At 59.3% G+C, this 17,101-nt stretch carries 20 protein-coding genes; 6 read left to right on the forward strand and 14 right to left on the reverse strand.

Annotated features, from left to right (window positions below; genetic code table 11):
* Positions 1 to 20: 20 nt before the first annotated feature.
* The 10 genes from MESCI_RS32095 to MESCI_RS32140 form a co-directional block, all read right to left on the reverse strand.
* Positions 21 to 2,294 (reverse strand): hybrid sensor histidine kinase/response regulator, encoded by a 2,274-nt coding sequence (locus tag MESCI_RS32095; protein ID WP_013525365.1) that lies wholly within the window; start codon positions 2,292 to 2,294, stop codon positions 21 to 23.
* Complete coding sequence (locus MESCI_RS32100) at positions 2,291 to 2,995, reverse strand: chemotaxis protein CheW (protein ID WP_013525366.1); 705 nt, start codon at positions 2,993 to 2,995, stop codon at positions 2,291 to 2,293. The genes MESCI_RS32095 and MESCI_RS32100 overlap by 4 nt, the downstream gene beginning before the upstream one ends.
* Entirely contained in the window at positions 2,995 to 4,236 is a 1,242-nt protein-coding gene (locus MESCI_RS32105; RefSeq protein WP_013525367.1) for a CheR family methyltransferase, read from the reverse strand. The genes MESCI_RS32100 and MESCI_RS32105 overlap by 1 nt, the downstream gene beginning before the upstream one ends.
* Complete coding sequence (locus MESCI_RS32110; protein ID WP_013525368.1) at positions 4,233 to 4,700, reverse strand: chemotaxis protein CheW; 468 nt, start codon at positions 4,698 to 4,700, stop codon at positions 4,233 to 4,235. The genes MESCI_RS32105 and MESCI_RS32110 overlap by 4 nt, the downstream gene beginning before the upstream one ends.
* Positions 4,701 to 4,723: 23 nt before the next feature.
* Positions 4,724 to 6,361, reverse strand: coding sequence for a methyl-accepting chemotaxis protein (locus MESCI_RS32115; RefSeq protein WP_013525369.1), 1,638 nt, complete (start codon positions 6,359 to 6,361; stop codon positions 4,724 to 4,726).
* 517 nt (positions 6,362 to 6,878) lie between these two features.
* Positions 6,879 to 7,322, reverse strand: coding sequence for a type II toxin-antitoxin system VapC family toxin (locus MESCI_RS32120; RefSeq protein ID WP_013525370.1), 444 nt, complete (start codon positions 7,320 to 7,322; stop codon positions 6,879 to 6,881).
* 2 nt (positions 7,323 to 7,324) lie between these two features.
* Positions 7,325 to 7,576: a type II toxin-antitoxin system Phd/YefM family antitoxin gene (locus tag MESCI_RS32125; RefSeq protein ID WP_024505312.1), complete on the reverse strand. Its 252-nt coding sequence runs from the start codon at positions 7,574 to 7,576 to the stop codon at positions 7,325 to 7,327.
* A gap of 119 nt (positions 7,577 to 7,695) precedes the next feature.
* Positions 7,696 to 8,049: a hypothetical protein gene (locus MESCI_RS32130; RefSeq protein WP_013525372.1), complete on the reverse strand. Its 354-nt coding sequence runs from the start codon at positions 8,047 to 8,049 to the stop codon at positions 7,696 to 7,698.
* 155 nt (positions 8,050 to 8,204) lie between these two features.
* Entirely contained in the window at positions 8,205 to 8,852 is a 648-nt protein-coding gene (locus MESCI_RS32135; protein WP_013525373.1) for a helix-turn-helix domain-containing protein, read from the reverse strand.
* A 138-nt stretch (positions 8,853 to 8,990) separates the two neighbouring features.
* On the reverse strand, positions 8,991 to 9,437 hold the full coding sequence (locus MESCI_RS32140; RefSeq protein WP_013525374.1) for a pyridoxamine 5'-phosphate oxidase family protein: 447 nt from the start codon (positions 9,435 to 9,437) through the stop codon (positions 8,991 to 8,993).
* A gap of 185 nt (positions 9,438 to 9,622) precedes the next feature.
* On the opposite strand from MESCI_RS32140, the gene MESCI_RS32145 reads away from it, so the two are divergent.
* Positions 9,623 to 9,832 carry a hypothetical protein gene (locus tag MESCI_RS32145; protein ID WP_013525375.1) on the forward strand — a complete coding sequence of 70 codons (210 nt, stop codon included), beginning with the start codon at positions 9,623 to 9,625 and terminating at the stop codon, positions 9,830 to 9,832.
* Here MESCI_RS32145 and fixJ read toward each other — a convergent pair.
* Together fixJ and MESCI_RS32155 are read right to left on the reverse strand one after the other, a co-directional pair.
* On the reverse strand, positions 9,829 to 10,443 hold the full coding sequence (gene fixJ, locus MESCI_RS32150) for a response regulator FixJ (RefSeq protein WP_013525376.1): 615 nt from the start codon (positions 10,441 to 10,443) through the stop codon (positions 9,829 to 9,831). The two genes, MESCI_RS32145 and fixJ, sit on opposite strands and share 4 nt — an antisense overlap.
* Positions 10,430 to 11,986, reverse strand: a complete 1,557-nt coding sequence (locus MESCI_RS32155) for a PAS domain S-box protein (protein WP_013525377.1) — start codon at positions 11,984 to 11,986, stop codon at positions 10,430 to 10,432. Before MESCI_RS32155 ends, fixJ begins: the two co-directional genes overlap by 14 nt.
* Positions 11,987 to 12,171: 185 nt before the next feature.
* Here MESCI_RS32155 and MESCI_RS32160 point away from each other — a divergent pair, with 185 nt between their 5' ends.
* Both MESCI_RS32160 and MESCI_RS32165 read left to right on the forward strand, forming a co-directional pair.
* Positions 12,172 to 12,984, forward strand: a complete 813-nt coding sequence (locus MESCI_RS32160; RefSeq protein ID WP_024505310.1) for a universal stress protein — start codon at positions 12,172 to 12,174, stop codon at positions 12,982 to 12,984.
* A 157-nt stretch (positions 12,985 to 13,141) separates the two neighbouring features.
* Positions 13,142 to 13,411: a DUF6455 family protein gene (locus MESCI_RS32165; protein ID WP_013525379.1), complete on the forward strand. Its 270-nt coding sequence runs from the start codon at positions 13,142 to 13,144 to the stop codon at positions 13,409 to 13,411.
* 57 nt (positions 13,412 to 13,468) lie between these two features.
* On the opposite strand, the gene MESCI_RS32170 is transcribed toward MESCI_RS32165, so the two are convergent.
* Positions 13,469 to 14,167: a CBS domain-containing protein gene (locus tag MESCI_RS32170; RefSeq protein WP_013525380.1), complete on the reverse strand. Its 699-nt coding sequence runs from the start codon at positions 14,165 to 14,167 to the stop codon at positions 13,469 to 13,471.
* A gap of 148 nt (positions 14,168 to 14,315) precedes the next feature.
* On the opposite strand from MESCI_RS32170, the gene MESCI_RS32175 reads away from it, so the two are divergent.
* Positions 14,316 to 14,531 carry a DUF1858 domain-containing protein gene (locus MESCI_RS32175; RefSeq protein ID WP_013525381.1) on the forward strand — a complete coding sequence of 72 codons (216 nt, stop codon included), beginning with the start codon at positions 14,316 to 14,318 and terminating at the stop codon, positions 14,529 to 14,531.
* Positions 14,532 to 14,533: 2 nt separating this feature from the next.
* Here the strand turns inward: MESCI_RS32175 and MESCI_RS32180 are convergent, their stop codons facing one another.
* Complete coding sequence (locus MESCI_RS32180; RefSeq protein WP_013525382.1) at positions 14,534 to 15,235, reverse strand: Crp/Fnr family transcriptional regulator; 702 nt, start codon at positions 15,233 to 15,235, stop codon at positions 14,534 to 14,536.
* A 150-nt stretch (positions 15,236 to 15,385) separates the two neighbouring features.
* Between MESCI_RS32180 and MESCI_RS32185 the strand changes: the two genes are divergently transcribed.
* Together MESCI_RS32185 and MESCI_RS32190 are read left to right on the forward strand one after the other, a co-directional pair.
* Positions 15,386 to 15,823: a pseudoazurin gene (locus tag MESCI_RS32185; RefSeq protein WP_013525383.1), complete on the forward strand. Its 438-nt coding sequence runs from the start codon at positions 15,386 to 15,388 to the stop codon at positions 15,821 to 15,823.
* Between the two features lie 102 nt (positions 15,824 to 15,925).
* Positions 15,926 to 17,101, forward strand: a complete 1,176-nt coding sequence (locus tag MESCI_RS32190) for an NnrS family protein (RefSeq protein WP_013525384.1) — start codon at positions 15,926 to 15,928, stop codon at positions 17,099 to 17,101.

The following is a 17,101-nucleotide window of genomic DNA, read 5'->3' on the forward strand; positions in this document are numbered from 1 at the left end:
GTTGGCTTCCAATTTCGATCTCATTCAGTCGCCTCGCCAATCATGTCCACGACCGCATGGATCAGCGCCTCGTCCTGAAAGGTACTCTTGGTCAGATAATAGTCCGCACCGGCGTCAAGCCCGCGCGAGCGATCTTCTTCCCGATCCTTGTATGAAACGATCATTATGGGTGTGTTCTTGAGATGGGCGTCCTTTCTGATCAAGCTCACCAACTCGATGCCATCCATGCGCGGCATATCTATGTCAGTGACGACAAGATCGAAAGGACCAGACCGGACGGCATTCCATCCGTCCATACCGTCGACCGCCACTTCGACATCATAACCGTGATTGCCCAACATCTTGCGCTGGAGTTCGCGGACCGTGAGTGAATCGTCAATCACGAGCACGCGCTTGCGTCTGCTCGGTTCGGGACCGCCCGCAGCGCGCCGAACAGCCCTAAATCCGCTAGACGATGCAAGTTTTTCCACCGATCGGATCAGATCATCGACGTCGAAGATCAGAACTGGCGAACCGTCTTCCATCAGGGCCGCTGCGCTGATGTCCTTGATCTTGGCAAACCGTGGATCGAGAGGTCTGATCACCAGCTCGCGTTCCCCGAGAAAACGGTCAACGATCAGGCCGTATGCATCGCCCCGACCTGCATCCACGACGACGACCGAGAGTTCGTCCGGTTCCGATCCGGACTCTCCTCGATCCAGCACTTCGCGCGCGGTCACCAGCCCGATCTGTCGATCGTTCAAGCGAAAATGCGGTCGGCCCTGCAGCAGGTTGATCTGCATCCGCTGCAATCTCATTGTCTTGGAGATGGCGGCGAGTGGAAACGCATAGGGCTCTCCATCGACTTCGACGAGTAGTGTGCGCAGGACTGACAACGTCAGCGGCAGCTGCAGTTGAAACCGGGTTCCACGACCAAATTCCGAGGAAACGCTCGTGATTCCGCGGACCTCCTTCGTCATCGCCTGCACCGCATCGAGGCCCACACCACGGCCGGACACGTCGGTAAGGCCCGCTTTCATCGAAAAGCCTGGCAGAAACAGGAATGCGAGCAATTCGGTTTCGCTGAGTGTGTCAGCACTTTCCCTGGTCGCAAGCTGTCGGGCGATGACAGCCTCGCGCAGCTTCGAGATCTCGATCCCCCTGCCGTCGTCCACCACGGCTATCTGCAGCAGCCCGGCATTGTGCCTCGCTTCGAGCCTGATCAGCCCCTCTTCGGGTTTCCCCATCGCGAGGCGCTCCTCAGGCGGTTCAAGCCCATGGTCTACAGCGTTGCGCAAAAGATGCCCCAAAGGGGCATCGAGCTGTTCGAGGATATCGCGGTCGATGCCGGTCGAGCCGCCTACGATCTCCAGTCGCGCCCGCTTGCCAAGGGTACGGCCGAGATCGCGGACCGTTCTTGCGTAGTGTCTCACGCCGTCCTCGAAAGGCCGCATCCGGCTCGCCAACGTTTCGTCGTACAATCTGTTGGCAAGATCGGTCGCTTTGCGATCCACTGAATCCAATTCATCGAGACGCTCCGCCAGGAACGCTTGGCTCAACCGAAGCTTTCGCTGGGCTTCAGCCAGCGCCGCCACTACGGCCGCATCATTTGAACCCGGCGGCAGCACTGCGTGAAGGTTGTCGAACGCACTTGCGAGGTCCGATTGAAGTCGCTTCAGTCGCAGTAGCCCGTCAGCGAATGGCCTGAGCCGCCGAGCTTCCATCAGCGACTCGCCAGCCAACCCGAGCAATCGGTTCAGGCTGTCTGCCGTCACCCGAACCATTCTATCTGAGCCAATGCTGCCGTGGGTTTGCGGTGGCGTCCCAACGAGGAGATTCGCTGAAGAGGTCGTCGCCAGCTGATCCTGGGCATGATCAGGAGTGGCGAAATCAGCTGCAAAATTTTGGGCCCCGGGCTTCGCCTCGGGGGGCGACAATTCCTCAAACTTCGCGAGAAAGCTTTCGATTTCTGAGTTGGCGCGCTCGCTCGATGATCCCGATGCGATCAATTTCAAAAGGTCACAGCCTTGCAGGAGCGCATCTATATGCTCCCGTCCCACTCTCAGATGCCCACGTTGCGCGGCGACCAGGCAATCTTCCATCGCATTTGCAACTTTGACCGCGGGCATCAGGTCGATGATGCGGGCAGCTCCCTTCAGGGAATGTGCGGCACGCATGCATGCTTCCAGGGCATCGGCGGCGACAGGATTGCGTTCCAGTGCCAGAAGCCCAGACGTTAGTGCCTGTGACTGCGTCTCCAGTTCGGCCTGGAAGAGGCTGAGCATCGAAACCTGGCTGAAGTCCTCATCTGTCATGCCATGCTCCGATCCAGCATCGTGAGCAGTTGTTCTGGGTCGAGACAACCAACGGCCCGTCCCTGCCAGGGCAGAACGGCATTAGTAGCCGCAGACAGCGCCTTGTCGATCGTGGCTGGCACAGCGAGAGTGTCGCGCGCCCGATAGCGATGTAAGCCGTGGATCTCATCAACCGTAAAGGCAACCCGCTTGTCGCGCTCGCCCACAACAACCAGGCGGCGAAATACCTTGGTTCGCGTGCTTTGCTCCCCCTCCTTGCGCTCGTCTATCCCGAGCAATTCAGCCAGGGACAGGCAAACGAGCAATTCACCACGGACATTCGCAATACCGAGCAGTGCACGGTTTCTGCGATGTGGAAGTGAATGAACGCGGCGAGATTCAGCCACTTCATGAAAAATACCGACCGGAAGTGCCAGCCATTCTTCCCCCAAACGGAAGAGAACAGCCGTCTGCAGCGCCTCGCCGTTGGCCGGATCGATCCCCGCTCGACCAGCGTTACCAGGCCATTCGTCGCGATATACCGAGGGAGCCGCACGGTCGAGGAGGTGTCGTGCAATCTTCTTATAGGTCGGGCAATTCCGGCAGTGGAGATGCTGCTCCAGCAGCGGACATGACTTGTCACCCCGTACGCCTATTTGCCGCCAGCAGTCGTCGATTTCAATCTGCTCCAACGGCTGAGCGATCCCTGTCGAAGCCGCCATCAGCTGCCGCTCCTTTTCTGGACCCGGCCTAGCCGGCCAGCCAGGGCCTCGGCGCCGTTATGGTCGCCTTGCTTGCGAAGCAGCAAAGCCAGATGGATGAGAGCTTCTCGATGATTTGGCGCGAGATAGAGCGCCTTGCGATAGCTTTGCGCGGCTTGGGGTGCTGCGCCATCCGCATCCTGGACGAGGCCCAGCAAGTAGAAGATTTGCGCGGAAGGACCGAATTCCTTGAGATGCGCCAGGGCGACCTCCTGTGCCTCCTTTACCCGTCCTGCATTGGCGATCCGTTCAACCGCGATGAGGCTTTCCGAGGCCTGTGCAAGCGGCTTGGCCGGCGCCTGGCCACGGGCTTCATTGCCAATTGTCGGTCGGGGCCGAAGAAGAGGCTTGCTCTTGTTGACCTTCGGGGTTGGCGTCGGCACCGGGATGGCGGCCGAAACTGTCGGCGCCGTGGTCTTGACGGGCTCCGATTTCAGGAAGGCAAAGGCCAATGGCCATTCAGCGGAAATAAAGCCATGCAACCTTGGAAGAGCTGCTTCCGCCGGACCGACCAGGAGGAGTCCGTCTTTGGCCAGTAGGTCCTTCAGGCAGATCAACGCGCGATCCTGCAGCTCTCGATTGAAATAGATCAGCAGATTGCGGAAAAGCACGATGTCATAGACTTCTTGCCCGAAAGACGCGCGAGAGCCGAACAGGTTTCCTACCCTGAACCGAACCTGTTTCAGCACCGCAGCTGTAGGACGCAACCCGCTCTCGGCCGCTTCGAAATAGCGATCCTTGAATTCGAGATGGCTGCCGCGAAACGAATTGCGCCCATAGATCGCGCGTTCAGCCGTCGCGATATTGCGGCTGCTGACGTCCACACCATCGATCTTGAACTCGTGCGCCTCAAAGCTGGCATCGAACATGGCCATGGCGACCGAATAGGCCTCTTCGCCGGTTGAACATGGCAGGCTCAGGACTTTAATCGGCTGAGCACGCTTGTGCACGCGCGCATGCCGCGCCAGCATGGTGAACGCTTCTCGGTCGCGAAAGAACCAGGTCTCCGGGATCACCACCGCATTGATCAACTCCTGCAACTCCTGCGAGGAACCGGTCAAGTGTTCCTTATAGGTCTGAGGGTTGGTTATCCGGCATGCTGCCATCCGATCTCTGACCGCCTGACGGACCACTGTCGGACCAACGCTGGCACTGTCCAGTCCGATGGTTTCCGTCAGGAGCTTTTCAATTGCGCCGGTCATTGATCACCGGTCGCGGCCTGGCGGAGCAATGCGGTACGTATCTCTTCCGAAAGCAGCGATGCCACTTTGACCCACTGAATGATCTCCGAACCATCGGAAGCCACCGGCCCAAGATAGGGCGGGGTTCCTGGTTCAAGTCCGAACGGCGCGAAGTCGGCAGGGTCTCGCTCAAGCGTATCCGTCACCCGTTCCGCGATCAGTCCCAGCAGGCGCTGCTCGCCATCCTGCGCGTGATAGCGCGTCACAACGATCCGGGTGCTCAATAGGCGCTCCGACGGCCGGCCAAGCGCAAGAAGAGTAACATCGATCAGCGGGATGGGTATTCCGTTGTAGCTGACCAGACCCATCACACCGGTTGGCGCACCCGGCAGGACCTTCACATCGAGACGAGGCAGCACCTCTTCAATTTGGTGGACATCGATCAAGTAGCGATCCGGACCCATGCTGAAGGCGAGAAATAGCATTGTCACCCCCTACTGCCGGCTCGCTACGCTCTCAGCTTGAACCTCGAAATGCTACTTCGCATGCCGCCTGAGACTTGATTGAGCTCGTCGATCGCGAGCGTCGATTGCTGAAGGGATTCGACTGTTTGCTGAGCTGCCTCACTCAGCTGCGTTAGCGTGTCGCTGATCTGCCCCGCGCCGGTCGCCTGCGCTTGCATGCCTTCATTGGCGACTTCGAAACGTGGCACCAGCCCCTGAACCTGCTGAATGATCTCGAAGAGTTGCCCGCCGACCTGCTGGATTTCCTGCATACCCCGGCGGACCTGTTCGGAAAACTTGTCCATGCCCATCACCCCGGCCGCGACTGCCGACTGGATGTCCTTGACCATCTGCTCGATATCGTATGTGGAGACAGCCGTCTGGTCCGCGAGCCTTCGGATTTCCGTCGCCACCACTGCAAAGCCCCGGCCATATTGGCCGGCCTTCTCAGCCTCTATGGAAGCGTTGAGCGACAAAAGGTTCGTCTGATCGGCCACTTTGGTGATGGTCGTCACCACCTGATTGATGCTGCCGGCTTTCTCGCTCAGGATCGCGAGTTTGGAATTGATCGCGCCGGCCGCTTCCATGACCTGCTGCATGGTTTCTTCCATACGGGTTAGCCCCGCTTGCCCTCCGCCGGCGACGGCAGCAGTTTGCTCGGCAACTGTCGAGACCTCGTTCATCGTGCGGACGAGCTCGTTTGACGTGGCGGAGATCTCCTTGGCTGTCGCGCGGATTTCTGTTGTGGTCGCTGCGATTTCAGTCGCAGTTGCCTGCTGTTGCTTGGAGGTGGCGGCGATCTCAGTTATCGATGTGCCGACCTGTATGCTGGACCTTTGAACCTGACCAATGAGGGTTGTGAGATCGTCCGCCATTGCGTTGAAGCCGTCGGCAAGAACGCTGAATTCGTCTCGGCGCCTCAGATCGAGGCGTTCGCTGAAGTCGCCTTGCCGCATCAATTGAACCGCGTTGACCAAACGAGTGAGCGGACCTGTAATGGCGCGAAACAGCTGGTAACCCAAAAGAAGGGCTAGTCCGAGGGCTATCAACAAGCCAACGCTCAAACCGACTTCGGCCGTTCTAACGATCGAGCTGATCCGCTGCGTCGCGCTGTTTGCCTCGCCTCTGTGATCCTCAACCATGGCCTGCAGAGCGGACTGCAACTTTACAAAGATCGGCTCTACGGTGTTCTTGATGGCCAGGCTTTCATTGGGAGTTTCACCTTTCGACAAGGCAGCCCGGCTTGTGTCCAGCACAGCAGTTTCAGCCAGACGAAATTGGTTGGCGAGTTCTTTGACGACTGCATAATTCTGCTTGTCGATGTCGGAGACGATTGTTGCTTCATAGTCGCCCATCGACCGCTGCACTTGGTCGCGATTGGTCGTGATCGCGCTTTCAAGCGTGCTTCTATCCGATGGGTTGTCCTGAAGGGCATATTCCTGAAGCAGACTATGGGCCGTCATCTGGCCCACCATGATCGCGGTGCTGTGATAGAGGTCTGGAAGGATGCCCTTCTCGACCTCAGTCGCCTCCTGCCCCGCCTGAAGAAACCAGGCGTACGCGATGACGGCGATCACGGACATGACCACCAGAACGGCAGCGAAACTGACGAGGATGCGGTGGCGTATTGTCAGACTCTTCATGGATCCGATTCACCAATGGGGGCATCGTGGGCTGCGCGACAAGCGCTCGTTCCGACGTGTTCGAAAAAGGTGCGTCGAAAAGCGGTAGTCTGACGCTGAATGGTTTCTTTTCCGTTCCATCACTAAAGATGGCGATGCCGCTCGCCAGAAGTGACGGTCGAGGACACGTGTTCCGTCGGCGCACATCAGCCCGACATCCGCTGGGCGGCACGCCCGCGTCAAGGTGGGTGGATGACTGATTGTTACCGTCTCGTTGGACGTCGATGAGAAAGGTATTCGCTGACGATGAAGCTCTCACCTCACGTCCAAGGCCCTGTCAGCGTTGGGCCTTTGAAGCAAACAACCTGGACAGCCCATAGGCAACAAGGCCTATGAACCTTGAAGGGGCACAAATATACGCTGGCCGCTGGTCGATCCAGGAAGTCCGGTGCACCGCCATCAGACTCGCCCAGCGTCGCATAACCCCGCCTACGTCATCGCATGGTCATGCTGGAGGCGCCCATCGGTCGCCGTCCGCCTATTCTGGAAGCCCGATGAACGGATTCTGATGCCGAATGCCGAGCGGCCTGAAATCCTTCTCGTTGTCCGTGAGCACGATCAGATCGTGTTGCATGCCTGTTGCAGCAATAGCGATGTCCTCGAAACCAGGTGAGATGCCAGCGGCCCGAGCGACTGTCATGAGTTGCCCAGTTATTGTTGCCGTTTCGAGGTCAAGAGGGAGGATGCGGCTACTGTAGTAGTGACGGATTTCTCCCCACCATTCAGCGAGCGCGCCCGCCTTCTTGGTGGCACCGGTTCGCTTGGCGTTCGCGATGCCGTCCTCGATCTCGGCCAAGGTGATTACGGAGAGCCAAAGGTCGGACGATCGCTCGACTATCCAGGCCGCTAGTTTCTCATCGGAGGGCGTCCTGCGTTTTGAAGGGGCAAGCAAGCTGACGACATTCGTGTCCAAAAGGTACAATGTCAGAACGCCGGATCGCGCAGAGCCCGTGCGGGCTTTCGGCTTCGCGCTGGCAGGTCAGCTTCCTCCAGGGGCGAGTTTGTGAGCAGCCAACCCAGCGACGGCACACGGGAAAGGCGTTCGTACTCCGAATAGCTGATTACGACAGCCTCTCTTTTGCCGTGACGGGTGACGACCGTCGGTGTGCCCGCAACCGCTTCGTCGACCACATGTGAGAACGTAGCCTTGACGTCTTTGAGCTGAATCTCTTTCATCATGATTGCTCCCGTGACTAAAGTGGTCATATAAATTATGGAGCGAGTTTTGGCAAGCAGTCAGGACGGATCGGTGCGCCTACGGCGCTCGATCTGCCGCCAGTTGGCAGGCTGACATCTCACATCAGGTCTAATCCGGAAAACCGCGTCTTCCCCGTTGATCTGGAAAGTACGGCGATCGACCCCGACACAATCGCGATTAGCCAGCAACACGCAGCAGCCGACACCGCCGACGGCAGATAGAGCCTGTCAAGACTGGACTGGGCGGCAGCGAGCAGCGGCTCGACCTTCTGCCCGGCGACGCTCAATTCGATGTCGGTTAGCCGCCGGGGTGATTTCCGGCCTGCAGGAACCAGCCTGTGCAACGAGGCCGAGCGCCGCCACGAATCGACCAGCGCCGATTTTTCAGCGGCATCCGACGTGATCGATGCTTGAACACGGTCTGCACGCAATGTGGCCATGTGCCGGTCCATGCCTTCCTCCCGAAGCCTGAACGCCGATAGACTTGCCGCTGTTTCCTCAATCTTCCAGCGGCATAACAGATGTCCTCCGCGCTGCTATCTTGCTCTTGTTGCCCCGCTGTCAAATGGTCTGAAGTGCTTGTACCATCCAGGAGTCGGAGCGCAGCTCATTCGCTCATCGCATGAAGCGCATCATGCCTGATGATTTCGATGCTGCGCAGGCTGAGCAGGCGGATGACGCCCTTGTCCTTCAGCCGGGTGAAGATCCGCGATACCGTCTCGATGGTGAGGCCAAGATAATCGCCGATATCCATGCGCGACATCGGAAGTTCGACCTGCCGCAATCCGCCCTGGCGCTCCGACAGGTCGACCAGGAACGCGGCGACGCGTTCGATGGCGCTCTGGCGACCGAGGACCAGCAGGTGTTCCTGCGCTCTGGTCAACCCCTTCAGCGCCAGAGGCAGCAACTGATGGGACATATCCGCTCCAGCTGTGAGGCGGAAGACGCGGACACCGGTGGAATTGACCGCTTCAGCAAAGAAATGGTGCGTCGTGTCGGCTTCGAAGCCGAATGTCTCTCCGGCGAGATGAAAGGCACTGATCTGCCGGCGGCCGTCAGCAAGCAGGCGGTAGACGCGGACGGCGCCGAACTCCACCTGGTAGAAGCCTCCGGCCTTCTCGCCCTGGGCGTAGATTTCCGCGCCTGCGGGATAGAAGCTGAGTGGTTGCAGCAGTGCGGGCTCAAAAGCCTCCGGCAGGTTGGGCTGGGCAGACCGTGACGGCAGCGAAATTCTGGAGGAGGTGTAGGCGTGCATGGCTGTTTTCCCGGTTTATCCGTGACACAGCAATCGCGCGAATCCGCGGGTCGCGAAATTCGGTTATGTCCCTACGGGAAACTACCTAGAGCCGCTCCTCCTGAATCGGTCCAGCGCTGGTCGCCGCAGTGAAGAAAGCTATTCACTTGCTTCGCGGCCCGACACCTGCTGGATCAAGATACGGAAGAAAACGTGGGGTGCACTGTCCGACACCGCAGGCATGAGTGGCTTGAGGGCGCCGGGCTCCCACCAAGCGGCATGCTTGCTCAACATCGCCCATGCATGGTCACGCTCGAGCTTGTGGCCAATCCGGTCCGGCAGTTCCTCATAACGGCCATCGACGACGACGCTTCTCCAGCCTCGGCCCTGGCCGCGTTCACCCACCTGGACGGACACCAGGGGATTGGCACGCATCCAGTCGATCTTCTTGCCGGGCATGGAAAACGCGTAGAGATGATTGTCGGCGTGCGCATAGTGCACCGGCACCACGTAGGGCTGCCCACCCTTCGCGCATGCCAGATGACCGACACGGTTGGCGGTCAGCAATTTCGTGCATTCCAGGGCGGATAATGTGCGGATCAGCATGTGTGATCTCCTGAGTCTATTGGTCGTCCAACAGACTGTTGGCCCAGCCGCCGGAGCTGTCATTGATTGCAATCAAGGCAGCTTGCCGCTCGTCCGCAGCGGCATAGGCGGCAATTTCGTAAATGATTTAAATCAAGGCGCTGCTTGCCGCTTCCCCAGATCATGGGGAGATGTGGAAGCCGATCATGAGCGCTCCGTTTGGTCGCGAACTCGAACTCGCCGTCTTCGACGAGGAGGGCGAACATGCGCTCGTATTTCCCTGTATAAAAGGCCGGCAGGGTTGGAAGCACGCCGGGACTGGCGTGCGCGTCGATATCCGCCCGACCCATTGGCGCTACTGGCAGCCGAAGGCAATGCCGACAGACGGCGGCAAGTCTCTCGGGGACGCTTGCTAGTGTTTGGATTCCACGATCAACGCCATGCGCACGAGATGCGACAGGCTGCCCGCGGCCATCTTGCTCATCACATTGGCACGATGAATCTCGACAGTGCGCGGACTGATACCCAGATCATAGGCGATCGTCTTGTTCGGCAGACCCGACACGAGCCCGTCCAGAACCTGCCGCTCCCGCTCCGAAAGTGTGGCCAGGCGGCCGTGGATTTCGGAGGATTGCGGATGCGTTGCATTCGCCTGGTTGCGGTTGGCCAACGTGGAGCGGATCGCGTCGATCAGCATCTCGTCATCAAACGGCTTTTCAATGAAATCGGAAGCGCCTTCCTTCATTGCCTGAACGGCGAGCGCCACATCGGCATGGCCCGTCATGACAATAACTGGAATTGTATGCCCGCCGGATCTCAGTTGGCGCAGGAATTCGATGCCGTCTATGCCCGGCATGCGCACGTCGGTGACGATGCAGCCGTCGAGGTCGCCCTTTGCCGTCGAGAGAAAAGCCGTGGCCGATTCGTGCAGGCGTACTGCAAAATCTGCAGTCGCCAGAAGAAAACCGAGCGACTTGCGCACGTCCATGTCGTCGTCAACCACGTGCACCAGATCACTGCCGGCCATTTGTGACCTCTTCCTTCTCCACAATGCGCAAGGTGAATCGGAAGGCGGTCCCGCCAGTCGGCATCGCCTCGGCCCATATGTGACCACCGTGCGATTCCACGATGGTGCGGCAAATGGAGAGACCGACACCCATGCCTTGCTTCTTGGTGGTTACAAACGGCTGGAAGAGTTGAGCCGAGACTTCCGGCGCGAGACCCGGGCCAGTATCGATCACGCTTACCTCGGCCATCCCATCATCCCGGGCAATTGTTGTGACTTTCAATTCGCGGCGCGGCGAGTCCTGCATAGCCTCAACCGCATTGCGCATCAGGTTGAGCAAAACCTGCTGAATCTGGATGCGGTCGGTTAAGACCAGTTCGGCGACTGGATCAAGCTTGTAGCTGACGAGGAGATTTATCTCTCTTGCACCAACCAAGGCTAGGGAGGCGGCTTCCTCGATCAGCATTGGCAGTCGTTCGACCTGGCGCTCGCTTTCGCCCCTAGCTACAAAATCCCTCAGGTGACGGATGACGTCGCCCGCCCGCAAGGCCTGCTCAGCTGCCTTTTCCACGGCATCCCGAAGCATGGGCGCATTCTCGTCCCGGCTCTTCTCAAGCAGCCGACGACTGCCTTTGAGGTAGTTCGTGATGGCGGTGAGCGGCTGGTTGATCTCATGAGCAAGCGTTGAGGCCATCTCGCCGAGTGCGGTGAACCGCGCCATGTGCAGCAGTTCCTGCTGCTGCTCCTGGATTCTTGCTTCTGCCCGGTGGCGTTCGGTCAAGTCGCGGCAGAAGCCGGTAAAGAAACGTCCCGTCCCCGGATGCATCTCGCCAACGGAAAGCTCCATCGGGAAAGTCGTGCCATCCTTGCGTGCCCCGGTCACGGTGCGGCCGAGCCCGATGATCCGGCGCTCTCCCGTCGTCAGGTAGCGAAGCAGATAGGCGTCATGCTCGTCGCGGTAGGGCGAGGGCATCAGCATTTTCACGTTTTGACCGATGACTTCGCCTGACTGGTAGCCGAACAGCGTTTCGGCAGCGGTGCTGAAGGATTGAATCCCACCCTGCTCGTCGATGACGACCATCGCGTCCGGCACTGTTGCCAGGATCGACCGCAAATGGTCCTCACGCAGCCGAAGTGCTGCATTTGCAAAGGAGAGTTCGCTGACATCAGTACCTTCAATGAAGATCGCGGTGATCCGGCCATCGTCAGCCTTGACTGGCTGATAAACAAAATCAAGGATGCGCTCTTCGACCGGGCCGTCGGCTATGTTGCGAAGGCCGACCTTCACCCCGTGGCCAATGTAGGGCTCGCCGGTCATGTACACATGGTCCAGATGTTCGAAAAACCCATTCCCTTCGAGCTCGGGAAAGGCGTCCCGCACTGACTTTCCAATCACTTGCCTGTGGCCAGTCAATCGCTGGTAGGCGGCATTGGTCAGCTCGAAAATGTGACCTGGCTCGCGCAGCAGCGCTATAAAGCCTGGTGCCTGATCGAACATTTGAGACAACAATGATTTCAGTGTCGTCCCGCCGGGTGACAAACTGAGTGCTTCGTCTTTGATCACCTGAAGTTCCTGGGTTCGACGGTGCTACCGGGGCTAACTATCACTTCTCGCCGCACACGCAAAACGGATCGAGCCGAGGTTTTCGAACGCAGATGCAGTTGCCGGCCTTTGATGCGCATCAAGGCATTGGACGCTGTCGAATGCAATTCATCCCGCATTCCATCGTTCAGCGAAAGGCGCCCGCAATGTCTTACAAGTCGATCATCGTCAACCTCGCCATCGATGCGCCTCCCGCACCTATTGTAAAGCTGGGGATCGAGCTCGCGGAACGGTTTGGCGCCCGTCTCATCGGTCTGGCGGCTGCGGATGTTCCGCCCTTGGTCGCGACCGGCGACGGTATGGTCTACGAAGGCGAGGTCATGCAGATCCAGCACACCGAAATCGAAAAGCGGCTTGCCGAATTACGCGCCGAGTTCGAGAGGCTGCTTCCTGCATCGATCTTTAGCGAATGGGGCCAAGCTGTTTGCAGCCCAACCCGTTTCCTGAGCATTTCGGCTCGATCCGCCGATCTTATTGTCACCGGCAGCGAGAAGGGGGGAAATGTCTTCCGTGCAGTGGACGTCGGCAGTCTGGTACTTGGTATTGGGCGGCCAGTCCTGGTTGCCGCGAGCAATGTCGAGCCTGTCATGGCAAAAACCGTTCTTGTTGCCTGGAAGGACACCAGGGAAGCGCGGCGGGCGATAGCAGATGCGTTGCCCCTTCTGGCCACGGCCAACGAAGTCGTTATTGCCACAATGGATACCGACCGCGACAAGAGTATCCGCGACAGCCTTGCCGACGTCGCGGTCTTTCTCGAACATCACGGCATCATGGCAGGAACTGAGCTGATCGCCGGCGACCCAGACGGCGACAGGTTGCTGACATTTGCGCGGTCGATCCATGCGGACCTGATCGTCTCGGGTGCCTATGGGCACAGCCGTCTGCGGGAATGGGCGTTCGGCGGGATAACCCGCTCGCTGATTGAGGAAAGCGGCATCAACCGCTTCATGTCGTATTGATGGGTGGACGCCCCAGCAGCCGAGTACGCGGTGGGGTCCAGGAACTTCACTCTACCCCTTTCGCCGCCTTGGCCCGGCGACGGCTCCGTCGGTTGATCGAGATCAAGTCGTCGGCTGCCTGCATGGCTATGAGTCTCATAAGGCAGGAGTGACCAAGATGAGCTTTCTCGACTACCTGATTTCAGTCGACGCCAGGGTCGCGTTGATGGGTCGCATGATGCGCAAGCTGGGTGTCGACAGGCAGTTGAAAGTGGTGGCGGACCATGCAGCCGTCACCGATCGTGCGGTCAACCGCTGCCGATCCTGCGGCCATCAGGACGAATGCTCGACTTGGCTCGACCAAAACGAGCAAGCCGATGCTCCGCCAGACTATTGCCGCAACCGCGACCTGATCGCACGGCTACAACATGTGGCCGGACAGCGTTAGAACGTCGGGCGGCCAAGCACACATTTCGCCCCGGGAAATGGTGGTGCTAGCCCTTGGCTACGAGACCAGGATGACGGACAACGGCTCGGCGCAAAACAGATTGTCCTCAACGCCTTTAACGCCGGCTGCATTTTCGGCCGCGACGATTGCTGCCCGGCGCTCGCGCTCGTCGAAGATGGCGCCGTTCAGTTTTACGATCCCTTTGTCGACAGTGACATTGATCAGCTCATTTCGAGCCCATTTCTGCGCTGCAAGCTCCGCGACGATGCTCTGGCGTATCTGTTCGTTGTCAATGGCCATCGGGGTTGAGGCTGGCTGCATGTCAAGTAACGCACGAAGAAGATCGGAACGGGCAATCATTCCGACAACTTTATCGCCGTCGACGATCGGGACGCGTTTGATGCGGTGATGCGTCATCAACTCGACGACCTCGGCAAGCGATGCATTGGGGGATGCCGTGACGACGCTGTCGGTCATCACCTCTTCGATCCGTCGTCCGTTGGCGAGGACATATTCTTCGGCAACTCGTCCCGGGCTGACAAGAAACTCCAGCCAGCGTGGGCGCTTGCGCTGAGTGCCCAGCTCTTCACGGCGCAGGAGATCACCCTCGCTGATAATGCCCACCAGCGCGCCGTCACGGCGAATGACGGGAAGCCCGCTGATCTTGCTGGAGAGCATCAATCCGGCTGCATCGGCGATCGACGCAGACGGATCAATTGCAACGACCGGTGTGGTCATTATGGTTTTGGCTTGCATGCCAACCTCCTCAGATACTTTATCCCATTGCTTATCGAGGTCGCGCGCGCCGTGTCTTGATCTGAATCATTTTCAGATTGCGAAAGCGCAACGAGAGCGGTCCGAACGCGATTTATGAAGAGGCTTCGCAAATCGCGGAGACTTCATCGTGAAGCAACCCAGTTCGATTGACCCCGACATGGTCGTTGACGAAATCATGAGGAAATGGCCGGCAACGGTGGCTGTGGTGCTGAGATACAAGATGCTGTGCGTCGGCTGCCCGATCGGCACATTCCATACCGTGGCTGAAGCGTGCCTTGAACACCACGTCGATGAAAGCCGTTTCATCGCCGACCTGGAAGCGACTGTCCGCCGCAGAGAATGAGATCAGCGCTTGTCCCGGTTCTCGGCCCGAACTACAAGGCGGTGCGCATCCTTCACGGTGACCTTCTGGCGTCCGCTGACGATTATCCCATTGTCTTCCCACTTGCTGAGCAAGCGGCTGACGGTGTGCAGCGTCGTTCCCGTCATCTCGGCAATGTCCTGCCTGGAAATCGGGAAATCGATTTCGATGCCGCTGTCGGTCTTTCGGCCGGTCTGGTTTGCCAGTCGCAGAAGCGCATGCGCAACCCGCTGCTCCACCTGCTCGGTGGACATCTCCACGACCCGCGTCTGCGTCTCCTGCAGCCTGGTTCCAACCGTCCTGTATGTGGCCGCCCCAAACACTGGGAAGCATCCCGCCAGGTCCGGCCACAGAGCGTTTGGCCAGGCGAGCACCACGCAGTCCACCGCCGCAATTGCGCTGGCTGGGTAGGTCGTTCGGCCAAGTGCCGCGGCGACGCCAAAAATCTCGCCTTCGCTGATGTATCTGGCGATGACCTGTTGTCCGTCCGGTGTGGTGCGAACGACACGGATATGCCCGGCGATCAGCACGAAGAAGGAATGAGCCTCGGCTTCCTGCTCGAAGATCGCAGTCTCCTTGGCATAGCGAGACGACCGCGCATCCCGCAGGATCTCGCTCTGCTCGTCGGGCGTCAGACCCTGGAAGAGCGGCAGTCGCGAAATCAGCGATCGGTCCAGCGCAGCCAAGCGATTCCTCACGGCCCTACGGTTCCGCATCAGTCGTGCGGAAGACCTTTCTTATCCTGAGTTTGCGCCAGCGCAAATTGTTCCCAGCCGCGTCAGGCTAAATGGCATGGAACGGCGCAATGCCGCGAAGACGAAACAAAGGACAAATCGATGAAACTCTCCATCCTCGCCGCCGCAGTCTCTATCCTGGCGCTCGCCGGCGGCGCAAGCGCCGAAGAGCATATGGTGCAGATGCTCAACAAGGGCGAAAAGGGCGCCATGGTTTTCCAGCCGGCCTTCGTCAAGGCAGCCCCTGGCGACACCGTCAAGTTCGTGCCGACCGACAAGAGCCATGATGCCGAGTCAATCAAAGGCATGCTTCCAGACGGCGCCGAGCCCTTCAAGGGAAAGCCCAGCGAGGAAATCACCGTTACGCTGACAAAGGAGGGCGTTTACGGCGTCAAATGCGCGCCTCACTACGGCATGGGCATGGTCGCCCTGATCGTTGTCGGAAAGCCGGTCAATCTCGATGCCGCCAAGGCGGTCAAGCATCCCGGGAAGGCAAAGACGGTGTTCGCCGACCTGTTCACCCAGGTTCCGGTCAACTGATCGGCAATCGATACAGCCATGCCTGCCGCATGAGGGCAGGCGAGGGCCGGACGGACCGAGGGCGGCGGTTCATCCGGCCCTGTTCATTTGGAGACGCAAATCATGGGGATTCCACGCCTGCGGGCCTACACAGGACCCGCATTTCTTTCCTACGGATTCAGGCCCTTCTTCTTCCTCGGGTCGCTGTATGCCGCGCTCTCCATTCTGCTTTGGCTGCCGATATATGCCGGCGAAGTCGATGCCCACAGTGCGTTCGTTGCCGTCGACTGGCACATTCACGAGATGCTGTTCGGCTATCTGCCGGCGATCGTTACCGGGTTCCTGCTGACCGCCATCCCCAATTGGACTGGCCGGCTGCCCGTACAAGGCTTGCCACTGCTGGCGCTGGTCGTCCTGTGGCTTGCCGGGCGCGCCGCTGTCTACTTCTCGACCGACATCGGCTGGCAAGCAGCCGCGGTGATCGATGGCTCATTTCTGTTTGTGGTGGCTGCCGCCGCCGCCCGCGAAATCATCGCCGGACGCAACTGGCGCAACCTCAAGGTGCTGCTGCCGCTTGTCGTGATGGCGTGCGCCAACGGCATGTTCCATATCGAGGCGCACCTTCAAGGCACATCCGACATCAGCCGCAGGCTCGGTATGGCTGCGGGGATCGTACTCATCTCGCTGATCGGTGGGCGTATCATTCCGAGCTTCACACGCAACTGGCTCGCCCGGGAAAATCCTGGCAAGCTGCCTGCACCGTTCGGCCGTTTTGACATCGCATCGATAGCCATCTCAGCTATCGCGCTGGGAGCGTGGACGTTCGCCCCCCACAACCGCGTCTCAGGAATGCTTATGGCCGTCGCTGCAATCTGCCAGGTGTGGCGTCTGTCGCGCTGGGCTGGCGAACGCACATTGCGGGATCCGCTCGTGCTCATCCTCCACCTTGCATATGCTTTCGTGCCCGTCGGTTTTGCGTTGGTTTCGGCGTCGATCCTTTTGCCCGCAATCGTACCGGTCGCTGCCGGGCTGCATGCGTTCGGCGTCGGCGCCGTCGGGTCAATGACGGTCGCAGTGATGGCCCGCGCCACGCTTGGCCATACCGGCCGGCAACTACGGGCCGGACTGCAAACCATTGTTGTCTTCGCGGCGATCCTGATCGCTGCCTTGTCACGAATCCTTGCGGTTTTTCTCCCTAAGGACGCGATCGTCAATGTCGCCGGCGTTGCATGGGTTCTGGCCTTTGCTGGCTTTCTCCTAGCCTACGGCGTGGCCTTGACGACGCCGAAGGCCAAGTAG

Origin of the sequence: Mesorhizobium ciceri biovar biserrulae WSM1271, assembly GCF_000185905.1 — a bacterium.
GTDB classification, from domain to species: Bacteria; Pseudomonadota; Alphaproteobacteria; order Rhizobiales; family Rhizobiaceae; genus Mesorhizobium; species Mesorhizobium ciceri.